The sequence below is a fragment of the Polaribacter sp. 2305UL8-11 genome (assembly GCF_058147165.1).
Genome location: NZ_JBYVJW010000022.1, coordinates 1 through 21,307, shown reverse-complemented (window position 1 = coordinate 21,307; position 21,307 = coordinate 1). Strand labels below are relative to the sequence as shown.

Below are 21,307 nucleotides of genomic sequence, written 5' to 3'. Positions count from 1 at the left end.
AAAATAGGGAATTATGGTAAATATGCTGCATTAACAGCTTTAGGAACCTATCTAATTTTAAACCCACAAAAAGCACAAGCACAAAGCCCTGAAGCTCCAGGAATAGGATTTTAAAAATATAACATGAAGAGTTGCCCAAGATGTAAATCTACTTTTAGAGCAAGAATTAGAGATCAAAAAGAAATTTATTTAAAAAGGATTACAAAAAAATACAAATGTAAAAATTGTAAAGAAAAATATCGTTGGTTTAATTTATTCGATTTTTGTATAAAAATTGAGAATAAAAAAAATAGAATATAATTACTTCCCGATACAATATGTAACTTTCCCCTATTTAATAGTAGTTATAGTATAATGAGGTGGAGTAGTGGGGTAATATTTTGTTTACTTTTAGTCATTTTTTCTGATGAAAAGATAATAAAAACCATAACCTCTTTCTTTACATTATTTATAGAATTAAACGCTTAAAGTGATGAGTTAATATAAGATTAATAGAGATTTATATTTCGCCATCTAAAGCATCTTGAACTCTTCATATGTGTTAATATATATGATTTATTTATTTGTCGATAAAATGATAGTATTCTTCGAATGAGATTGAATATTAGTATTGTTTATCGTATTTTTAATTTTTCAACCTTATTTAATGCAAAAAATATATATAGCTTTACTACATTTTTTTTTATGGTTATTATTGTTTTTATACCCATTAGCTTCTTTAAATGATCAATATCTTATCTATAGAAATTGGTTGTCTTTAGCTAGTATTTTTATTGCATTTTACCTTAATTATTTCGTCTTAGTAGATTATCTTTTTCTGAAAAATAAAAAATTAAGGTTTTATGTTTTAAATGTACTTCTTATTTTGATTCTTTTTATTCTAATAGGGTGTACTATAGGTAATAGTATATTTCATCCTTCATTAAATGGAGAGACATTACGTGAAGTTCGAAGTGGAACTATGACTACAATTAATGTAATTCTACCTATTATTTTAGGAATTGGGATGTGTGTGGGATTAAAAGTGAATACACATTTGAATAGAAATAAATTGCTTTTGCAAGAAGTAAAGCGAGCTCAACTAAACGCAGAAATAAAATATTTAAAGTATCAGGTTCAGCCTCATTTTTTATTTAATACATTAAATAATATTTACGCACTTATTGATGCTTCACCAGTCAAAGCAAAACAGTCAATACATACTATGAGTAAAATGATGCGTTATTTATTGCACGATGCGTCAAATAATAAAGTACCGTTAGTTAAAGAAATAGAATTTTTAGAGCGTTATATAGATTTAATGCATTTGCGAGTATCAACTAATTTAACTTTAAAAAGAAATTTCCCTATAGTAAATCAACCTATAAAAATAGCACCGCTTATATTAATTACCTTTATTGAAAACGCTTTTAAACATGGTATTGATGCTGTAAAAAACAGCTATATCATTATTAACTTAAATATTGAAAAAGAGCATATAAAATATTCAGTCAAAAATTCATCATTTCCAGAAAAAGAAAAAAATACAGACTCTGGAATAGGTTTAGAAAATCTTAGAAAGAGATTAGATATTTTATACCCAAATAAATTTAATTTAGATACAAAGAAAGAGAACAACTCTTATATTGCTCAACTAACACTTAAATATAAAGAATAATGTTATCATGTATTTTAATTGATGATGAGCCTTTAGCTCTTAATTTATTAGAAAGTTATGTAAAGTCTACACCTTTTTTAAAATTGATAGCAAAGTGTAATAGTGCTATTGCGGCCATTGAACTTCTAGATAAAGAATCCGTAGATTTAATTTTTACAGATATTCAAATGCCTAATTTGTCTGGAATGGAATTTTCTAAATTGATTTTAAATACAAAAACCAAAATTATTTTCACCACTGCCTTTGAGGAGTTTGCTTTAGAAAGTTATAAAGTAAATGCAATTGACTATTTAGTAAAACCAATTAGTTACCCAGAGTTTTTTACAGCTGCCAATAAAGCCAAACAACAAATAGTTAAAGACACTAACCACATTGCTATTGATGATTATATTTTTGTTAAATCAGAATATAAACTCATAAAGATTGAGCTTAAAGATTTGATTTATATTGAAGGCCTTAAAGATTATTTAAAGTTCTATACTGTTACTTCAGAAAAACCAATACTGACTTTAAAAAGTATGAAATCTTTAGAAGAAGAATTACCTAAAACTCAGTTTATGCGCGTACATCGCTCGTTTATGGTGAATTTAAAAAAGATTACTACTGTAGAACGAAACCGTATTGTGTTTGGTGATAACTACATTCCTGTTTCAGAAAAATATAAAGACACGTTTCTAAAATTTATCAAATCTGATTTTCAATAATAGATAAAATTACCTCAAACGTCTATTAATTCAATGTGTAGGTCTATTTCATTTTATTTAAAAGTTATGTTTCTTCAATTTTGATGTATTCATTTAAAACAATACATCAATGATTAGAGTATTTATAATTATCCTATTTTATTTATTAACAGTAGTTTCTTACTCACAAAATAGTTCTAAGAAACTTACCAACAGCAATGTAAAAGAAACTATAAAAGGGATAGCAAAATTATTAAATAAAAAATATGTTTTTCCTGAGAAAGCTACTCAAATAAATAAGTTTTTAAAAGATAATTTAAAAAGAGGAATTTATTATTCGTTTCAAAACCCAAAACAACTAAGTAAAAGACTTACAAAAGATTTGCAATCTATAACTAGTGATAAGCATTTAAGAATTTTTTACAGTCCAAAAAATCAAAGAGGTGCAAAGGAAGTTACTGCTGAAAAACGTAAAAAGTTAGAACAAAAGATGATTGCTATGGAAAGGCGGGATAATTTTTTGTTTAAAGAAGTAAAAATATTAGATGGAAACATAGGCTATATTGATTTTAGAGGATTTCGTGACCCAAAATATGCGAGTGAAACCGTTATTTCTGCATTAGGTTTTTTACAAAATACAGATGCTATAATTATTGATTTAAGAAATAACGGCGGTGGTTATCCACAAATGGTGCAGTTAGTTGCTAGCTATTTTGTTACTGAAGAACCTTTGCATTTAAATACATTTTACAATAGAGTAGATGATACTTACAATCAATATTGGACTATACCTTATGTTCCAGGAAAAAGACTACCCAATATACAATTATACATATTAACAAGTAGCAGAACATTTTCTGCTGCTGAAGAGTTCTCTTATGATTTAAAACATTTAAAACGAGCTATACTTGTTGGTGAAACTACTGGAGGAGGGGCTCATCCAGGAGAATCATTTCAAATAAATGATAAATTTAAATTATGGACACCAACAGGCAGAGCCATTAACCCAATTACGAAAACAAACTGGGAAGGTGTAGGAGTTATTCCTCATATAAAGACTACTGAAAAAAAGGCCTTAATTGAAGCGCAATTAAAAGCCTTAGATTCTTTAAACTCTATAAATAAAGATCCATTTAGAAAGGATTATTATAAATGGCATATGGAAACTTTAAGAGCAGTAAAATTACCTGTAATAGTTCCTTTAAAAACCTTAAAAAAGTATGTAGGTGTGTATGATAGGATAAACATTCTCATAGAAAATGACACTTTGTATTATCAAAGTGGAAATGATGAAAAATTAAAATTAACACCGATTAATCAATTTACTTTTCAATATGGAGAACTTACTGATGTTAGAATGATTTTTTCAATTAAGAACAACAACGTGGAATTGACTACTAAAAATGTTTACGGTAGGTCTGATGTTTACAAAAAAGAAAAGAAATAATTTATTATGATAATTACAACAACAGATCAAATCCCAAATCAGGAAATTGAAGACATTTTAGGCATTGTAAAAGGAAATTCGGTTCGTGCTCGAAATTTAGGAAGAGACGCCGTAGCCTTACTTAAAAATGTAGTAGGAGGTGAGCTTGACGAATACACCAAACTATTAAATCAATCTAGAGAACAGGCCATGCAACGTTTAATTGCTGAAGCCAAGGACTTAAATGCCGATGCCGTGATTAATATTCGGTTTTCTACGGCAATGGTTGTACAAGCAGCTTCTGAAATTTTAGTCTATGGTACCGCTGTAAAATTTAAAAAAAGTAATAGCAATGACTAATAGACTACAAACCTTAAATTGGAAAAGTTATGCTTTAGACTTAATTGTTTACATAACAATCATGTTTTTAATTAGGGAAACTTCAATTCTCAATTCCCATTATCTGGTTACAGGTTTTTTGTATTCAGGTACTACTTTATTGGTAGCTACTTGGATGATGAAAAGACGTGGTGTAACTTGGAAAAATCTAGGTTTAATTCGTCCCAAAAGTATAAAGAAAACGCTTATAAGTTCAGTAATCATCTTTATTACCATTATAGCCACATTACTCATTTTTAATCTCATACAGGATACATTCTCAATAACTAAAGAGAGTAGTGAAGCTGCACAAGGAACAACTACAGGGCATTCGTTAAGTAATGGTGATTATGGATATTTCTTTTCGGTAATTCTTTTTGTTTGGTTGCAATCTGCATTAGAAGAATTATTAGAGCGTGGATTTCTCATTACTTGGGTAGAAGGTTTATTCTCGAATGTAAAATTTAAAACTGCAATTGCGATTATTATTCAGGCATGTATTTGGGGTTTTAGACATTCCTATGATATTTCAGAACGTTCAATTTCTGTGATGTTAATAGGAATTATTATGGGCATTGCCTATGTAAAATTAGACAGAAACTTATGGCCAGTAATTATTGCACATTGTGCTATGAATACGATGTCTTTAATATAAAATACTCTACATTTGTAGAATACAATTCGAATCAATCAAAATATAAAAATGAAAATAATCGCTTCACTAATAATAACTGTAATTCTTTTCAGTTGCAATCAACCCAATCAAACTATTACTATTAAACAATCTAATCAAAAAGATGTCATTGAAAGTTTCATTAATTTAGTTGAAAATGATGTAGAAGATGATAATATTAATGGTAGTATCTCAATGGCAATTATCCATAATGATACAACTTTAGTGTCAAAAGCCTTTGGAAATGCAGATGAAAACACCATATACCGCATAGGTTCAATTACAAAGTCATTTACAGGTTTTCTATTATTAAAATTGCATCAAGATGGTATTTTAAATATTAATAACCCCATCGAAAATTACTTGCCAGAAATTAAAAACTTGGTTGATTATGATAAACATCCACCCATCACTTTTGCACAATTAGCATCTCATACTTCTGGGTTAGATAGAGAATCGCGCTATCGAGATGCTAATTTTGGTGCGGTAAACGAGTGGGAACAAAAAGTGCTGGAAGCCTTACTAGAATTAGGTTATAGAAATGCACCCAACGAGCGTTTTAGGTATTCAAATATTGGATATGCTATTTTAGGATTAGCATTATCTAAAGCGGCAAACAAACCTTATGTTGAATTAGTTAAAGAGTATGTTTTAAGCCCTTTGCAAATGATGAATACTTATTTTGAAATTCCAGACAACAAAAAACAGTATTTGGCAAAAGGGATGGCTGGAGGTCCTACAGCAGAATTAAATGAACAATTGCCTTTAGATGAGCATAAGGGTAGAGGCTATCGTGTACCAAATGGAGGTTTATATTCAACACCAAACGATATGGTAAAATTTATAAAGGCGTGTATGGGATTTTCAGAAATCTTAAATTCTGAAGCTATAAAACAGCTTAAAACTACCCAAACTCCTACAAAACGATTACGCTCTAATTATAGTTTTGGTTTTGATTTATATGAAGACCAAGGTATTGAAACCGTTGGACACGGTGGTTCAACACCAGGTTATTCTGCACATTTTGAATTTGAAAAAAATAGCCAGTATGGTATTGTTATAATGCGTAATTACAATTTTGGCAATACTAATTTAGATTTGAGGGTTAATTCTTTATTAAGGAGATTAACTTTACTAGATTAAAATAATCTTATATTTTGACCCCATAAAACTTTGCTAAGACAAAAGAAGAGTGAAGCAACCATATTTTAGGCTATCCAAATACAATTATCCAGTTGATGATTGTATTTGGTAACAACACTTTACTTTATATTCGTTTCAAATCGTATTTGCCTAAAAAAGTACACCGAACATTTTTTAAAAGAAAATAGTCTCAAATATAGTGTAGCTAACTGTTAATTGTTTCCAAAGTTTTGTCCAGTGTTGATTTTTTTTTGTTTCTTTTTTTTTTCAAGAAAATAAGTCGCAACCAATTGACGTAAAGATGACGTTAACTTGACGTGATCATTAAATGCTTTTCCAATATACATTTGCTGAAACAATAAATACTATTCAAAATGAAAACAAAAAAATTAGCACAAAGATTAAAGGAACTAAGAGCGATTAGAGGAATGTCTCAAGAATATTTGGCTGAAGAGTCAAAAGTGAGTTTAAGAACAATCCAAAGAATTGAGAACTGCGAATCCGAACCTACTGGAGAAACAGTTAAAAGAATAGCTAATGCTTTAGATGTAAAATTAACAGAACTGACAGGTTCTGATTTAGTGGCTGAAACAAACGATTTAAAGGCTACAATAATTTATCTTAAAAAACAACTTTCTAAAACCAATGAGAAATCAGAAATTAAAACATTTGAAAAATTCATAACACTTTTACAGCGTCTTAAAGAAAAGGATTTGAATTCTGAACAAATTGAGGGAATTGAAAGCTATATTCAATACATGGAACTTGAAAAAATACCGTCTTTTAGCAACAAAATGTTTAAAAAGAAACTGACTAAATTTAAAAAGTTTCTTAAAAACAAATTGCGTTTCGTTCCAAATTATTATTACACGACTTGGACAGCCAGTTTTGGACTTTCATTCGCTATTGGTTTTGCTGTTCAAAATAAAGTAGATAAAAGCATTAAAATTGGAGTAATTTCAGTTGTTTTATTATTAATTGGAATTGGTATAATAATAGATATTAGAATGAAAAAACAAAATCGTTCCTTGAACTTCTAAAAGATTAAATAATAAACTTTACAGAATATTATATAGTCTAAACTTTTCCCTAATTAGCAAATCATTCATATTACATTATAAAAAATTAAAACACAATGAATAAATATATCGTTTTGGTGTAAGAAAAGTTGCGTTTTTTAAGCACTAAAATTAGTAAATAAAACAAGAACCAAGAAAATCCGAGAGGATTTTCGTAAGTATGGGTGAACAGCAATTTTTTTTACACGTTGTTATGTGTAGGTTTTTTTTTAGATTTTTAGTTTAAATTCTCAATTTTCAATAGTTTTCCTAAATTATATTTAGACTTCTAAAAAGTCAACTTTTGCTAATAATTCCTTGTTTTATTTTCGCTTTATTGAAGTTAAACTTCTAAAACTTAATAGTCTTCCTTAATTAAATTGAAATGCCTAAATGTCATTTTTTTTCAAAGTTTAGAACTAATATTTAGATTTTTGATTTTACTTAGACTTCTAAAAACGAATAGTTTTTCTTAAATATATTGAAATTTCAAAATGTCATTTTTTGCACACAAATCAGCCATAATATTTACGTTTAATTTAAGTTGAACCTCAAAATTTAAATACTTTTCAAAAAGTAAATTGAAATTTCTAGATATTATTTTTTTTATAAATCTGCTGCAATTTTTTGTTTTTTTAATTGTCTAAATTTTAATAGTTTTCCTTTTTAAAATTAAAATTCTCAATGTAAGTTATTTATCTTTTTAAATTTAAAAGTACTGAAGTTCATTATAAATTTCATGAATTTTCATTAGTCACTAAAACTTACACATAACTTATTCTTGTTTGGAATCATATTGTTTTCAAACAAGTCAGTTTCACAATCATCTCAAAATAAAAATCGGTTTAATCTTGAAGAAACAAAAAAAATACTCACAAGAGAAATCAATAAAATACTTAAAGAAACTGGCATACCATCCATCTCATTTTCATTAATTAAAGAAGACAGTATAGTTTGGTCTGATGCTTTAGGATACACTAATATAAAAAAGCAAATTCCTGCAACAACCTCTACTATATACAATACAGGTTCTAATTTTAAATTTGTAACTGCTACTGCAGTGATGCAATTAGCTGAAGCAGGTAAAGTAGATATAGATACTCCAATAAATAATTATCTGGAAGATGTAGCTAATAAAGAATTTGCTAAAAATGACAATCCTATCACATTACGCCATTTATTAAGCCATCATTCTGGTTTAAAAGGACCTTTGTTTGAAAATATCCCAGTATGGGAAAGGAAATCACCTAGATTATTAAAAACTATCATTTCTCAAATGTCGAGTAAATATCCTCCAGGACAAAAGTCTGAATACTGTAACTCGTGCTATGGACTAATAGGATTTTTAATTGAAAAAATTTCAGGAATTTCTTATCAGGAATATATCGTAAAAAATATTTTAAAACCTCTTAAAATACAATCACAAGGACCTGTAGTTCCTACACCAGTAATGGTGGAAGAATTAGCTCTTCCATATAAAATAGAAAATAATATCCCAATACCAGAATATCAATCTAAATTGGATTTTTTTGCAGCGGGTGACATATATCTAACACCTAACGAAATGGCTCACTTTTATATAGCACAATTGAATCAAGGTAATTACAAAGGTCAATCAATTTTAAACCCAAGCTCTATAGAAGAATTACAAAAAGTACAATTTGGGAGCTCTTACGGATTAGGGATAGGTATCATTAATGATGGTAATGGTAATTATTTGCAACACGCAGGTGAAGTTCCTGATTTTTCAACTTTCTTTGTTGCTGAGAAAAACTCAAAAAGAGGAATCTACATTGCAGCTAATGCTGGTAACTCTTATAAGGTTTTGGGAGCTATAGCAAATCTAGCTTTAAACCTCTTAAATGGAGATAAAGATACTAATCCTTTACCTTCATTGGCAAAAAAAATATATACAGAAATACAACTATCTGAATTATCTTTACAAAGGTACACAGGTAAATATCAAATAGCTTCGAATTTTTTTATTGAAATCTCTAAAAAAGGAAATCAACTGTTTGGTCAAGCAACAGGACAAGGTACGTTTAAACTATTTGCTTACGAAAAAGATAAGTTTTTTCTAAAAGTTGTTGATGCCAAAGTTCATTTTTATAGAGAAGGAGATAAAATTGTAAAGCTTACTTTTTTTCAGAACGGAAAAACTACAGGAATAAAAATAGAATAGAACAATTTGTTACAACAAACTGATAGGATTGATAGTTAATATTTGAACAAATTTAATTGTTTGTCATTAAAAATCATTTATTAGTATATTTTATTAACTTCATTGTTGTTATCTTTTTATTTTTAAGTCAAAAATTGCAAAATTAATTATTATAAAAGAGTTATGAAAAAAGTAAAATTATATAGTTTATTGTTAATGATAATAATGCTTTCTTGTTCTAAAGAAAGTCAGATTCAAGAAGAACTATCTATGGAAGTTGAGTTTTTTTAGCCAAAAACTTGAAGTGGATCAAGCGATTACTTTAAAAATAAAATCTAATCAAAATATTGTAAGATATGGTATTTCTAAGGATGATGTGAGTTTTACGGATTCAAATTTAAAAAATCATGGTAAGAGTGTTGATATGACATTTAGCATTGATAGAACCGGGAAAAATGTAATTTATTTATTCAAAATCAACAAAATGAAATACTAAAAAGAAATATTGAAATAAACGTACACAAAGGGAATTCTGTTAAAATAAAAAGTTTAAAAATGATATCATTTCGTAAAATTAATGAAGTTTATGACCCAGAGTATTCAAGTACAGACATTAATAGATTGGCGGATTTGCAGTTTAATTTTGATAAAAAAAATATAGGAATATCATTTAACAAAGAAATTTGGTATTCGGAAAAATTATGGCATTTATCAGAAATTTTAGAAAATCAAGGTAATTTGACATGGGATCTAAGCAAACATGATTTGTATATTGATCCAAACTTAGATGTGATATTTGAACTAGGAGATAAAGATGAAGATGGATATAATATTGTTATTGTAAACTATTTTCAGCATAAACATTTTTTCAATTTAAAAGAGTATGTTAAAGATAAACCTAGTATAGTCATATTAAAGAGAGCTGATCTTGAGTTAGAAATGGAATTAGAACTTGAATGGTAGGGGTTAAAGTATCCAAATTAATATTATTAGCACAAAATCTATTTATACATGCTAGAAAACCTATTCTGTCTACTTTTTTTCAGTGTAAGGCCATTAACGTTAGATTTGCTTGTAAATAAATAAGGCTAATTCATTTATTTTACTTTCTCTATTAAAAGAAAACAAAGTATAACCAAAGGAAATTAAAGGAAAACAAATCTATTTCCCAATACAGAAATTTCCAAAAATATGACCTAGAATATCTTTATCTACATCATATTCTCCAGTAATGTTTCCTAAATGACGTAAACATTCTCTAATATCAATAGAAAACAAATCTGTAGAAATTTCTAATTCAATACCTTCTTTTACAGAAGTGATAGCTGTTAATGCATTATTTAAAGCTTCAAAATGACGAGAATTCGTAACAATAGTTTCATTATTACTTAAAGCACCAATATTTACGAGAGAAGTAAGTTCTGTTTTTAACTCTTCAATTCCTGTTTTATTTTTTGCTGATAAAGGAATTAGGTTTTCAATTTCAGAAGATAATCTAGTGATTTCTTCGCTTGATAGTTTATCAATTTTATTAGCAATTACAAGCAAACGTTTGTTCGGAAAACGATTTTTAATTTTCTCGATATCATCAGTCAAGTTGCTTACTGAAAATTGCTTACTGCCAACTTTAAAAGAATCTATTAAGAAAATTATTAACTGTGCATTTTCTGCTTTTTCATAAGCCTTTTTAATTCCAATATTTTCTACAACATCTTTAGTATCTCTAATTCCTGCTGTATCTATAAATCTAAAAGCTACGCCTTCTATAATCAATTCATCTTCAATAGCATCTCTTGTGGTTCCAGCAATATCAGAAACTATGGCTTTTTCTTCGTTTAATAAAGCATTTAGTAAGGTAGATTTACCCACATTTGGTTCGCCAATAATTGCAACAGGAATTCCGTTTTTCATCGCATTTCCAAAAGCAAAAGAGTCTATCAAGCGTTTTAAAACAAAACTAATTTTTGTGACTAATTCTTTAAATTTAGTTCTGTCTGCAAATTCTACATCTTCTCCAGAAAAATCGAGTTCCAATTCAATTAATGCAGCAAAATCTAATAATTGAGCACGCAATTCTTTCAATTCATTAGTAATTCCACCTCGCATTTGTTGGATTGCCATTTTATGACTCGCTTCAGAATTGGAAGCAATAACATCTGCAACAGCTTCAGCCTGAGATAAATCCATCTTTCCATTTAAAAAAGCACGCATGGTAAACTCACCATTATCTGCCATTCTACAACCATTTTTTAAGAATAGCTGAATAATTTCTTGCTGAATAAAACTACTTCCATGACAAGAAATTTCTACCACATTTTCACCAGTATACGAATTTGGGTTTTTAAAAACGGATACTAAAACTTCATCTAAAATTATATCATTATTAATAATATGACCTAAATGAATGGTGTGTGATTTCTGCTTTTTTAAGGTTTTATACTTTTTTATCGACTTAAAATGAGCATCAACAATAGAAATCGCATTTTCGCCAGAAAGTCTAATTACAGAAATTGCACCAACTCCAGAAGGAGTTGCTAAAGCAATAATAGTATCGTTTTGAATCATTTTGCAAAAATACGCAAAGATTCTTTTTATAACAGAAAAAGCTCAACACATTGTGTTGAGCTTTTATATTTTATATATTAGATATTAAAAAATATCGTAGTTAGAAATCGTAATATCTATAGTTTCTCCATTAGATAATTTTACGGTATAAGTACCTTCTTTTTTAATTCTATTTGTTTTTACATTAGAAAATGTAGTTTTACTTTTTTTATCCCACATTTTAGAAACAAATAAATCATTTTTATCAGTTAAAACAATTAACCCATCTTTTGTTAAGGTAAAATCTAAATCGAATCCGTCTTTTTTAACGTAGTTAAATTCTACTTCTTTATCAAAAGAATTATCTCTATCAAAATCTAATTTAATGGTAGATTTTACTTGAGTTGGCATAAAAATAATATCTTGGTTTAATTTATATTTATCTTTTGGATCTAGCATTACAGGAGTATAAACTTCTCTAATTTCTTCTTGTTTTATAGTGTAAGTATCATTATTGGTTGTTTCCATTACTCTCTCTTCAGTATCTTTAATTACCCATTTGTCTGACATATCTGGGTCTCCTGTTTGAGCAAATGTTGCTGTTGATGTTAATGCTACTGTTAATGCAAATACTGTTAATTTTAAAGTTTTCATAATTTTATGTTTTATAATTAATATTTAAGTTTAAACCATTTTTTTCTCCTAGTTCTGGGATGTGCTTTTTCTAGCAATGTCGTTTTTTACATTTAGTTTATTTGTAAATTCTAATGTTCTTATTGGGAATGGGATATTAATATCTTTACTATCAAATGCTTTCTTAATTTCTATAATTGCTTTACTTTTTGCTTTTAATTTTTCTAATGCATTTTCTGAATCTACCCAAAACCTACAGATAAAATTGATAGAACTGTCACCAAATTCGGTGTAATAAAATTCTACTTCTTTCCCAATTTCTTTCTGATTAAAATTATCTCTAATTACAGTTTTTGTTAAGTCTTCTACTTGTTCCAAGTCTGATCCATATTCTACACCACAACTAATTGTAATTCTCATTTTTGTAGTTAAAGAATAATTTTTAAAAGGATTTTCTAATATGGTTTTGTTTGGTATTACTACTTTGTTATTATCTGCTTCTTTAATTACAAAATAATTTAAGTTTATATCCATAACTTCTCCTGCATATCCACTTGTTTCTACCCAATTTCCAATATTTAAGTTTTTCCTAAAAGACAAAACAACCCCAGAAATTGTATTAGATAATGTGCCCTGTAAAGCCAAACCTATTACAATACCAGATACACCAGCAGCAGAAACAATTGTTTTTAAAGTATCGTCAAATTTTAAAATAGTCATTGCAAAGTAAAGTCCTATTAAAAAGATTACTGCAGATGCAACTCTAGATACTAAATTTCTTACAGATTTTTGTTTTATTTTACCTCCAATTGTTCTGTAAACTAAATTATTAATACCTCTAGAAGCGAAGTAAGCAATAACCAAAACAACGATTGCAATCGCAATATTTGGTATGTTTTTTACAAACAAATCTTTCCAAGTTTCTAGTTTATTAATAATTTTATCCATTTTTTATATCTTCTTACAAAATCTTTTATCTAAATATGATTGATAATTTTTATCAAAAAATTTGAACAATTGTTTTAATTATTTCTTTTTGTTCGATACAAATATAAATTCAAACTAAAGCTTGTGTTTGCTCTTAAAAAAAACAGATTGACTCATATCATAATTGTATAAACATTTAAGAAAATTGTATAAAAAATGATGAAATTTTGCCTAAAAAACTCAATTTTTTAGCTTAGAAATCAGGTTTTTGTAACAATTTTAGAAATTTAGCGTCAAATTAAATATACCTTTAAACTAAATTATTATGAAAGAAAACAAACAACTTTTAGTATTAACTCATTTAAGTCAATTATTAGATTTTGTATCTGGTATAGGTGGCTTTATTGTTCCATTAATTTTATGGCTCACAAAAAAAGATGAAGTTTTTGATATGGATGCACATGGTAAGGCAATTTTAAATTTTAGGATTTCTATGTTTTTATACATACTAATCTGTATACCTTTAATTTTATTGTTGGGATTAGGTATTTTAGGTTTGATTGCTATTGGTTTTTTCTATCTAATTTTTCCTATTATAAATGCTATAAAAGCAAGTAATAATGAAGAGCCTAGCTATCCTTTTACCATCGCTTTTATAAAATAGTATCAAAAGAGAATTATTCTTAAAATCAAGCTTTTAGCATTCGCTTTTTTATAGAAGTAAGTTTATATATTTTTAATAACATCTTCATATTCATAGAAGAACAGTTCAAATTTAGACATTGTTTCTACAAAAAACTCATAGCAATCTCGCCAAGTATTTTTATTATGTATGCTAAATTTTTTATTAAACGGAACATAAATTCTATGAATTTGTTTTCCGTTTTCTAATTCATAAGAATCGTTAAAAATAACTTTAGGAAGTTCTGTTTTTAATAAAACTTTTAAGGATAAAAGTTGGTCGTAATAGAGTAGGTTTACTAATTCATCTGGATTTTCTATGTCTAAACAAACCATTGCTTTTTTTCTATCTGCAACAAACTTAAAAGCAACACCTTTTATCTTGGTATTGTATAACAACCATTTTCTTGGAAAAGATTTCCCAAAACTTGTCCAAAATTCTTTACGTAAAAGTGCAGCTTCTTCTTTAGAAAACATTTTCTTATTTTTTAAAATTTTAAAGAAAAACTAATTTTACATACTGCATACTAACCATGAATTTTGGCAGCTTGTCCACGTTCACGCATCATTTCTGCTTCGAAAGCTAGTAAGGCATTCCACTTTTTATCAACAATTTCTCTATCTTGATATTCTCTTGCAAAAGATAAAAATGTAGTGTAATGATTTGCTTCAGAAATCATTAAATTTTTATAAAATTTAGATAATTCTTCATCTTCCATATTTTCAGAAAAAACCTTAAAACGTTCACAACTTCTTGCCTCTATCAAAGCTGCAATTAGTAAACGTTGTACCAAAGCATTTGTTCTGTCTTTGGTTTTTGTAAAGAACTTTTGCAGCCTAATTGCGTAATCGTTTTTTTGCTCACGTCCTAAAACCATTCCACGTTTTACCATTAATAAATGTACCATTTTAAAATGTTGCATTTCTTCTATAGCAATGTTACTCATTTCTTTGACAAGTGCTGTTTCTTCTGAATAATTAATGATGATAGAAACTGCATTAGAAGCTGCTTTCTGTTCTAAAAAAGCATGATCTGTTAATATTTGCTGTAAATTATCTTTAGCAATTTCTGCCCAAGAAGTTTCTGTTTCAAATTGTAATCCTAACATAGTTTTGTTTGAAAATGTAAAAGTAAAAAATATATACTCTTTTATTGTTGATAGACTAACTATCTTTGACAAAGATTTTAGTTTACAAATTAAACTAATTTTTTATAAAAAAACAGTATGGCAAATACAACAAAAAAGCAGGAAGATATTTTAGCAAAACTACATATTTTCGAACTAAATGAAATGCAAAAACAAGCCATTTCTGTAATTAAAAATACTACAAATACAATACTTCTTTCTCCAACAGGAACAGGAAAAACGCTTGCTTTTTTATTGCCAATTTTAAAATTGATTGATGCTAATAATAAAGATATTCAAGTTTTAATTTTAGTACCTTCTAGAGAATTGGCTATTCAAATAGAACAAGTTATTCGCGAAATGGGAACTGGCTTTAAAGTAAATGCTGTATATGGAGGGCGTTCTATGGCTAAAGATAAAATTGAAATTAAACACACCCCAAGTATTCTAATAGGAACTCCTGGAAGAATTTCTGACCATTTTGCAAACAATCGGTTTTCTAAAAACAGTATTAAAACTCTAATTTTAGACGAGTTTGATAAATCTTTAGAAGTTGGTTTTGAGTATGAAATGCGAGGAATTATAAATCAACTATCAAATATAAATAAACGTATTTTAACTTCTGCAACACAAGAAACTGCTGTTCCAGATTTTGTTGGTTTGCATAATCCAACAGTTCTAAATTATTTAACAGAAAAAAAATCTAAAAAATTAGAGATTAAGATAGTTAATTCACCATCAAAAAATAAAAATCAGAGTTTAATAGATGTATTGTATCACATAGGAAATAAACCAGGTATCATATTTTGTAATTTAAAAAGCACCATAGATGAATTAAGTCATTTATTAACAAAGAACAATTTGTCTCATAGTTGTTTTTCTGGTGGAATGGAACAGAGAGATCGTGAGCGTTCTTTGATAAAGTTTAGAAATGGTACTACTCAAATTTTAGTAGCTACAGATTTGGCTGCTAGGGGTATAGATATTCCAGAAATGAATTATATTATTCATTTTGAATTGCCTCAAAGAATAGAAGAATTTATACATAGAAATGGAAGAACTGCAAGAGTAGATGCTAAAGGAACAGCTTGTGTATTAAAGTGGCAGAAAGAAAACTTGCCAGAGTTTATTAAAAACTTTACCAATGCAGATATTACATCAAAGCAAAAGTTAAAACCTGTTTTTTGGGAAACTTTATTTATTTCTGGTGGTAGAAAAGATAAAATTTCTAAAGGAGATATTGCAGGTTTGTTTTTTAAAAAAGGAAATTTAAATAAAGAACAATTGGGCACAATAGAGTTAAAACAAGACTGTGCATTTATTGCTGTGCCAGTTACAGAGTCAAATAGGTTGGTAAAAGACTTAAACAATCTTCGCTTAAAAAATAAAAAAGTTAGAGTTTTTAAAATTTAATTTAACTGATATTTTTTTTGTAATCCCATTCCAAAATAGCAAACTTTACAAGAAAGAAAAAAACTATAATTTTATTTTTATGAAGCAGAAACATTCTTAAATTTACATTTCATCAGATTTTTAAAAATATGTTAGAATTAGCAGGAATTATCATCTTAGGAATATTAGCTCAGTGGGTTGCTTGGAAATTTAAAATTCCTGCAATTTTACCTTTAATATTAATAGGTTTACTAGTTGGGCCAATTGCTGCTGAGTTTTTAAGTGAAGATGGCACCAAATGGATAGAGCCTATTTGGAATGGAGAAAAAGGGCTTTTTCCTGGAGATGCATTGTACTACTTCGTTTCTTTAGCCATAAGTATTATACTTTTTGAAGGTGGACTTACTTTAAAAAGAGCAGAAATAAAAAACGTGGGACCTGTAATTACAAAATTAATTACGTTAGGTTCTGCAATAACATTTTTTGGTGCTGGAATAGTAGCACATCTTATTTTTGATTTAGGCTGGGAGCTTTCTTTTCTTTTCTCGGGTTTAATTATTGTTACTGGCCCTACAGTAATTACTCCAATTTTAAGAAATATTCCAATGAAAAAAGATGTTTCTACTGTTTTAAAATGGGAAGGTATATTAATTGACCCAATAGGAGCTTTGGTTGCTGTATTGGTTTTCGAGTTTATAAGTGTTGGAGGTGGAGGAGGTTTTACAAAAACAGCTTTAATAGAGTTTGGTAAGATTTTATTATTCGGAACAACTTTCGGGTTTACTTTTGCGCATGCTTTGGCGTATGCAATCAACAAAAAACTAATTCCACATTATCTATTAAATGTAGTTTCTTTATCTACGGTTTTGTTGGTGTTTGTAGAATCAGAAATTTTTGCACATGAATCTGGTTTATTGGCAGTTGTTGTAATGGGGATGGTTTTAGGAAATGGTAAATTAAAAAACTTAAAAGAGTTACTATATTTTAAAGAGTCTTTAAGTGTATTGTTAATTTCTATTCTTTTTATTTTACTTGCAGCGAATATTAATATAGAAGATTTGATGTTGTTGTATACTTGGAAAACAGCAGCGCTTTTTGCAATAGTAGTTTTTATAATTAGACCATTAGCTGTATTTGCAAGTACAAGAAAATCTAAATTAAAATTCAATGAAAAATTATTTATAAGTTGGGTTGGGCCACGTGGAATTGTAGCTGCAGGAATTGCGTCTTTATTTGGTAGCAAATTGTTAAAACAAGGCGTAGAAGGTGCAGAATATATTACACCATTAGTATTTATGGTAGTTTTAGGAACAGTTTTGTTAAACGCAACTACAGCCAGACTTTTTGCAAGAATGGTAGGTGTTTTTCTAAAAAAATCGGATGCTATTTTGTTTGTAGGTGCTTCTGATCCTGCAAGACTGATTGCAGAATTTTTAACAGATAAAGGAAAACGTGTTATTTTAATTGATGCGAATAAAAACTTTGTACAGCAAGCTATAGATAAAGATTTGGAGGCATTTAAAGCAGATGTTTATGATGATGAGTTAACAAATAATATCGAGTTGAATGATGTAGGTTATTTAATTGCATTAACAGGTAGTGATATGGTTAATAGACACGCAATTACTACTTTTTCTGAGCCTTTTGGTGAGCATGGCTCTTACAGGTTGGCATCATCAAAAGAAATTTCTTCGGCTACAGATTTAGAAAGAGAAAGTTTTTTTACTCCAAACGATGATTATATTAATTTAAGTGAAGCATATAGAGATAATCCAGAAATTAGTGAAGTTAAAATAGCATCTGAAGACGAGTACAATAAGGTTTTAGAATTACTTTCTAAAGAAGAAAAATCAGTTCCGTTATTTATAGAAAATGGCGATGGAATTTATCTAATACCAGAGTTTGAAAAAATGGGGCAAGCTAAAGAAGATTTAATATTGTTTTATTTAGGTAAAGAAATAGAAAAGTCTTACAAATCTAATTCAAATGTCTGACGTAGTTTTTCTAATAGAGGGTTTATTTCTTTAAGTTTATTAAATTTTTCTTGTGGAGTGTAAGCAAACTTTTTCTCTACAGTTTCATTTAAAATAGTAGTAATTTTTATTCCGTAATTATTTAATTTTTCTCTTAAAAAATGTAATAATTTAGGTCTTCCTTTTTTAAATTGATCTTGCATCAATTTGTTAGGTACTGTAAATGAAATTTTAAAGTTTTCTTCTAATTTTGGCAAGTCTGTACCTACAATAGAAGCCATACTTCTTTCTCCTTTTTTGTTTAAAAGAGTTACATATTCTTTCCAAAATTCTTGTAATTGTTTTTCTGTAAAAATATCTTTTGGATGATTGTCAAAGTTCTCTTCAATATTTGCTTTTTTAACTTCTTTTTTCTGATGAATACTTTTTAAAGACAAAGAAGAGGTTCTTTTTTGAACCGATTTTAAAATTGGTTTTTCAGTTTTTGGCTTAGATTTTTCAACAATATTTGTAACTTTTACAGTTTTCGATTCTGTTTTAAGAGGTGTTGCAATTTCTTTGGCAGCAGGCGAGAGTGCCTGAAAAAAAGTAGCTGGAATTATGTAGTTAGCTGGCTTTTTTTTTTCTCCATCAAAAGTGATAGAGGCAATTTGCATTAAGGTTAATTCTACCAATAATCGTTGGTTTTTACTTGCTCTATATTTTAAATCGCAATCATTTGCTTTATTTATAGCCTGCATTAAAAAAGGAATACTTGCTTTTGTGGCTTGGTTTAAATACTTTTTTTTAGCAGTATCACCAACTTCTAGCAGATTTACTGTAGCTTTATCTTTGGCAACTAAAACATCTCTAAAATGACTTGCTAATCCATTAATAAAATGATGCCCTTCAAAACCTTTACTTAATATAGAGTTGAATGCGTTTAAAACTTCAGGAATTTTATTTTCCAAAAGCAAATTAGTCATATTAAAATACGTTTCGTAGTCTAAAACATTTAAGTTTTCTGTAACTGCTTCTCGAGTTAAATTATTTCCAGAAAAACTAACAACTCTATCAAAAATAGACAAAGCATCACGCATTGCACCATCAGCTTTTTGAGCAATAATATGCAAAGCATCATCATCTGCAGCAATATTTTCTTTTTCAGAAATGGTTTTTAAGTAATTTTTAGCATCTAATACTCCAATTCTCTTAAAATCAAAAATTTGGCATCGAGATAAAATCGTTGGAATTATTTTGTGTTTTTCTGTAGTTGCTAATATAAAAATGGCGTGTGCAGGTGGTTCCTCTAAAGTTTTTAAAAAGGCATTAAAAGCTGATGGAGATAGCATGTGTACCTCATCTATAATATATACTTTGTATTTACCTGTTTGTGGTGGAATGCGAACTTGGTCTGTTAAACTTCTAATATCATCAACAGAATTATTAGAAGCTGCATCCAGTTCAAAAATATTAAAAGCAAAATCTTCCTCTTCAGAAAATTCTGCATTTTGTTGATTAATTTTCTTGGCCAAAATTCTAGCACAAGAAGTTTTACCAACTCCACGTGGACCCGTAAATAATAAGGCTTGTGCTAAATGGTTATTTTTTATAGCGTTTTCTAAGGTATTTGTAATGGCTTGTTGCCCTACAACATCCTCAAAATTTTGAGGACGATATTTACGCGCAGAAACTATAAAATGCTCCATTTAATTATTTAAAATTGAGTAGCAAAAATAAGTATCTGCATTATTTTTTACAAGGGGGTTTCTTAATAAAATATTAAAGTTGTAAACAAGTTGTAAATAGCATTCAAGTTTTGCGACTATATTTGTAGTCAAGATTAATTTTATGTTTCAACTTTTTTGAAACAAATATTTTAGTACAAATTTTGTAATGAAATAATAAAATTAATTTTAATTAAAAGTTCTGAAAATTGTACTGAGAATAACTAAATTATTTTTAGTGCAATTTTCTTTAATAATTAAAAATGTTTTTGATGAAATTTTTTAAATCGATTTTAGGAGTAAGTTTTTTAGTTTTATTAGTTTCTTGTTTTGGGTTTTCGGATAAAAAAGAGACTGCAAAAACAAATTATGTAGCACAAAAAGACACAAAGGTTGCATATTTTGCAAGTGGATGTTTTTGGTGTGTAGAGGCTATTTTTGAGAGTGTTTATGGAGTAGAGGAAGCTGTTTCTGGTTATGCAGGAGGAAATACTTTAAACCCAACATATCAAAAAATTGGAACTGGACAAACTGGTCATGCAGAAACTGTGGCTGTTTACTACAATCCTAAAAAGGTAAGTTTTGAAACTTTACTCACTGTTTTTTTTGGTTCTCATGATCCTACTACAGTAAATGGACAACATCCAGATTATGGTTCTCAATATCGTTCTATTGCTTTTTATACAAATGATGCTGAAAAGCAACTGATTGATAAGACAATTAAAAAATTAAATAAAGAGGTTTATAATGGTAAGATAGTTACAGAAGTACGCAAATTAAAAAAGTTTTATAAAGCAGAAGAATATCACCAAGATTTTGAAAGAAGAAATCCAAATCAAGGATATGTAAAAGCAGTTTCTATACCAAGGTTAAACCGTTTTAAAAAGAAATTTCCAGAACTTTTAAAGAAAGAAACGCACTAATCTATAATCAAATATAAAAGAGGCTGTCTGAAAAGTCAAAAAAATAACTACTTGTCATAGGTGCCTGTCGAAATATAATTGAGAATCAATGAATTATAAAACTTCGACAAAGCCTGTCTTGAGCGAAGACGAAAGGCTCAGTTTGGGCTTAATGGCAAAAAATGGTTGGTAAAAACCTCTGAATCTCTTTGTAATACTGATTAAATTAAAAGTTTATTGAAA

19 protein-coding genes are annotated in these 21,307 nt (G+C 28.2%); 13 read left to right on the top strand and 6 right to left on the bottom strand.

Annotated features, from left to right (window positions below; all coding sequences use genetic code 11):
• Window positions 1-646 precede the first annotated feature (646 nt).
• From ACY2RW_RS15880 to ACY2RW_RS15840, 9 genes are all read left to right on the top strand, one after another.
• On the top strand, window positions 647-1,657 hold the full coding sequence (locus tag ACY2RW_RS15880) for a sensor histidine kinase (RefSeq protein ID WP_490123717.1): 1,011 nt from the start codon (window positions 647-649) through the stop codon (window positions 1,655-1,657).
• Window positions 1,657-2,361: a LytR/AlgR family response regulator transcription factor gene (locus ACY2RW_RS15875; RefSeq protein ID WP_490123716.1), complete on the top strand. Its 705-nt coding sequence runs from the start codon at window positions 1,657-1,659 to the stop codon at window positions 2,359-2,361. Before ACY2RW_RS15880 ends, ACY2RW_RS15875 begins: the two co-directional genes overlap by 1 nt.
• Before the next feature lie 109 nt (window positions 2,362-2,470).
• Entirely contained in the window at window positions 2,471-3,787 is a 1,317-nt protein-coding gene (locus ACY2RW_RS15870; RefSeq protein ID WP_490123715.1) for a S41 family peptidase, read from the top strand.
• Between the two features lie 6 nt (window positions 3,788-3,793).
• Window positions 3,794-4,126: a YbjQ family protein gene (locus ACY2RW_RS15865; RefSeq protein ID WP_490123714.1), complete on the top strand. Its 333-nt coding sequence runs from the start codon at window positions 3,794-3,796 to the stop codon at window positions 4,124-4,126.
• Complete coding sequence (locus tag ACY2RW_RS15860; protein WP_490123713.1) at window positions 4,119-4,799, top strand: CPBP family intramembrane glutamic endopeptidase; 681 nt, start codon at window positions 4,119-4,121, stop codon at window positions 4,797-4,799. Before ACY2RW_RS15865 ends, ACY2RW_RS15860 begins: the two co-directional genes overlap by 8 nt.
• A 48-nt stretch (window positions 4,800-4,847) precedes the next feature.
• On the top strand, window positions 4,848-5,960 hold the full coding sequence (locus tag ACY2RW_RS15855; protein ID WP_490123712.1) for a serine hydrolase domain-containing protein: 1,113 nt from the start codon (window positions 4,848-4,850) through the stop codon (window positions 5,958-5,960).
• Between the two features lie 374 nt (window positions 5,961-6,334).
• A complete protein-coding gene (locus tag ACY2RW_RS15850) occupies window positions 6,335-7,000 on the top strand; it encodes a helix-turn-helix domain-containing protein (protein WP_490123711.1) in 666 nt (221 codons plus the stop codon).
• 814 nt (window positions 7,001-7,814) lie between these two features.
• Entirely contained in the window at window positions 7,815-9,200 is a 1,386-nt protein-coding gene (locus ACY2RW_RS15845) for a serine hydrolase (protein WP_490123710.1), read from the top strand.
• 534 nt (window positions 9,201-9,734) lie between these two features.
• Window positions 9,735-10,142, top strand: coding sequence for a hypothetical protein (locus tag ACY2RW_RS15840; protein WP_490123709.1), 408 nt, complete (start codon window positions 9,735-9,737; stop codon window positions 10,140-10,142).
• A gap of 198 nt (window positions 10,143-10,340) precedes the next feature.
• Here ACY2RW_RS15840 and mnmE read toward each other — a convergent pair whose 3' ends face one another.
• The 3 genes from mnmE to ACY2RW_RS15825 form a co-directional block, all read right to left on the bottom strand.
• Window positions 10,341-11,744 carry a tRNA uridine-5-carboxymethylaminomethyl(34) synthesis GTPase MnmE gene (mnmE, locus tag ACY2RW_RS15835; RefSeq protein WP_490123708.1) on the bottom strand — a complete coding sequence of 468 codons (1,404 nt, stop codon included), beginning with the start codon at window positions 11,742-11,744 and terminating at the stop codon, window positions 10,341-10,343.
• Window positions 11,745-11,828: 84 nt separating this feature from the next.
• On the bottom strand, window positions 11,829-12,377 hold the full coding sequence (locus ACY2RW_RS15830) for a hypothetical protein (RefSeq protein WP_490123707.1): 549 nt from the start codon (window positions 12,375-12,377) through the stop codon (window positions 11,829-11,831).
• A 48-nt stretch (window positions 12,378-12,425) separates the two neighbouring features.
• Window positions 12,426-13,304: a mechanosensitive ion channel family protein gene (locus tag ACY2RW_RS15825; protein ID WP_490123706.1), complete on the bottom strand. Its 879-nt coding sequence runs from the start codon at window positions 13,302-13,304 to the stop codon at window positions 12,426-12,428.
• A gap of 304 nt (window positions 13,305-13,608) precedes the next feature.
• Between ACY2RW_RS15825 and ACY2RW_RS15820 the strand changes: the two genes are divergently transcribed.
• Entirely contained in the window at window positions 13,609-13,947 is a 339-nt protein-coding gene (locus tag ACY2RW_RS15820; protein ID WP_490123705.1) for a DUF4870 domain-containing protein, read from the top strand.
• A 62-nt stretch (window positions 13,948-14,009) separates the two neighbouring features.
• Here the strand turns inward: ACY2RW_RS15820 and ACY2RW_RS15815 are convergent, their stop codons facing one another.
• Together ACY2RW_RS15815 and ACY2RW_RS15810 are read right to left on the bottom strand one after the other, a co-directional pair.
• Window positions 14,010-14,441 (bottom strand): DUF4268 domain-containing protein, encoded by a 432-nt coding sequence (locus ACY2RW_RS15815; RefSeq protein WP_490123704.1) that lies wholly within the window; start codon window positions 14,439-14,441, stop codon window positions 14,010-14,012.
• Between the two features lie 50 nt (window positions 14,442-14,491).
• Window positions 14,492-15,073, bottom strand: a complete 582-nt coding sequence (locus ACY2RW_RS15810; RefSeq protein WP_490123703.1) for a MiaE family protein — start codon at window positions 15,071-15,073, stop codon at window positions 14,492-14,494.
• A gap of 117 nt (window positions 15,074-15,190) precedes the next feature.
• On the opposite strand from ACY2RW_RS15810, the gene ACY2RW_RS15805 reads away from it, so the two are divergent.
• Together ACY2RW_RS15805 and ACY2RW_RS15800 are read left to right on the top strand one after the other, a co-directional pair.
• Window positions 15,191-16,504 (top strand): DEAD/DEAH box helicase, encoded by a 1,314-nt coding sequence (locus ACY2RW_RS15805; protein WP_490123702.1) that lies wholly within the window; start codon window positions 15,191-15,193, stop codon window positions 16,502-16,504.
• Window positions 16,505-16,632: 128 nt separating this feature from the next.
• Window positions 16,633-18,477: a cation:proton antiporter gene (locus tag ACY2RW_RS15800; protein ID WP_490123701.1), complete on the top strand. Its 1,845-nt coding sequence runs from the start codon at window positions 16,633-16,635 to the stop codon at window positions 18,475-18,477.
• Here the strand turns inward: ACY2RW_RS15800 and dnaX are convergent.
• A complete protein-coding gene (gene dnaX / locus ACY2RW_RS15795; protein WP_490123700.1) occupies window positions 18,453-20,144 on the bottom strand; it encodes a DNA polymerase III subunit gamma/tau in 1,692 nt (563 codons plus the stop codon). The two genes, ACY2RW_RS15800 and dnaX, sit on opposite strands and share 25 nt — an antisense overlap.
• 290 nt (window positions 20,145-20,434) lie before the next feature.
• Here dnaX and msrA point away from each other — a divergent pair, with 290 nt between their 5' ends.
• Window positions 20,435-21,085 (top strand): peptide-methionine (S)-S-oxide reductase MsrA, encoded by a 651-nt coding sequence (gene msrA, locus ACY2RW_RS15790; protein ID WP_490123699.1) that lies wholly within the window; start codon window positions 20,435-20,437, stop codon window positions 21,083-21,085.
• The last annotated feature ends 222 nt before the right edge of the window (window positions 21,086-21,307 follow it).

Coding starts and splice junctions, on each gene's coding strand:
- ACY2RW_RS15830 (WP_490123707.1), bottom strand. CDS start 12,377: ATGAAAACTTTAAAATTAACAGTATTTGCATTAACAGTAGCATTAACA.
- ACY2RW_RS15860 (WP_490123713.1), top strand. CDS start 4,119: ATGACTAATAGACTACAAACCTTAAATTGGAAAAGTTATGCTTTAGAC.
- ACY2RW_RS15820 (WP_490123705.1), top strand. CDS start 13,609: ATGAAAGAAAACAAACAACTTTTAGTATTAACTCATTTAAGTCAATTA.
- ACY2RW_RS15850 (WP_490123711.1), top strand. CDS start 6,335: ATGAAAACAAAAAAATTAGCACAAAGATTAAAGGAACTAAGAGCGATT.
- dnaX (WP_490123700.1), bottom strand. CDS start 20,144: ATGGAGCATTTTATAGTTTCTGCGCGTAAATATCGTCCTCAAAATTTT.
- ACY2RW_RS15855 (WP_490123712.1), top strand. CDS start 4,848: ATGAAAATAATCGCTTCACTAATAATAACTGTAATTCTTTTCAGTTGC.
- ACY2RW_RS15875 (WP_490123716.1), top strand. CDS start 1,657: ATGTTATCATGTATTTTAATTGATGATGAGCCTTTAGCTCTTAATTTA.
- msrA (WP_490123699.1), top strand. CDS start 20,435: ATGAAATTTTTTAAATCGATTTTAGGAGTAAGTTTTTTAGTTTTATTA.
- ACY2RW_RS15810 (WP_490123703.1), bottom strand. CDS start 15,073: ATGTTAGGATTACAATTTGAAACAGAAACTTCTTGGGCAGAAATTGCT.
- mnmE (WP_490123708.1), bottom strand. CDS start 11,744: ATGATTCAAAACGATACTATTATTGCTTTAGCAACTCCTTCTGGAGTT.
- ACY2RW_RS15880 (WP_490123717.1), top strand. CDS start 647: ATGCAAAAAATATATATAGCTTTACTACATTTTTTTTTATGGTTATTA.
- ACY2RW_RS15815 (WP_490123704.1), bottom strand. CDS start 14,441: ATGTTTTCTAAAGAAGAAGCTGCACTTTTACGTAAAGAATTTTGGACA.
- ACY2RW_RS15805 (WP_490123702.1), top strand. CDS start 15,191: ATGGCAAATACAACAAAAAAGCAGGAAGATATTTTAGCAAAACTACAT.
- ACY2RW_RS15825 (WP_490123706.1), bottom strand. CDS start 13,304: ATGGATAAAATTATTAATAAACTAGAAACTTGGAAAGATTTGTTTGTA.
- ACY2RW_RS15865 (WP_490123714.1), top strand. CDS start 3,794: ATGATAATTACAACAACAGATCAAATCCCAAATCAGGAAATTGAAGAC.
- ACY2RW_RS15800 (WP_490123701.1), top strand. CDS start 16,633: ATGTTAGAATTAGCAGGAATTATCATCTTAGGAATATTAGCTCAGTGG.
- ACY2RW_RS15840 (WP_490123709.1), top strand. CDS start 9,735: ATGATATCATTTCGTAAAATTAATGAAGTTTATGACCCAGAGTATTCA.
- ACY2RW_RS15870 (WP_490123715.1), top strand. CDS start 2,471: ATGATTAGAGTATTTATAATTATCCTATTTTATTTATTAACAGTAGTT.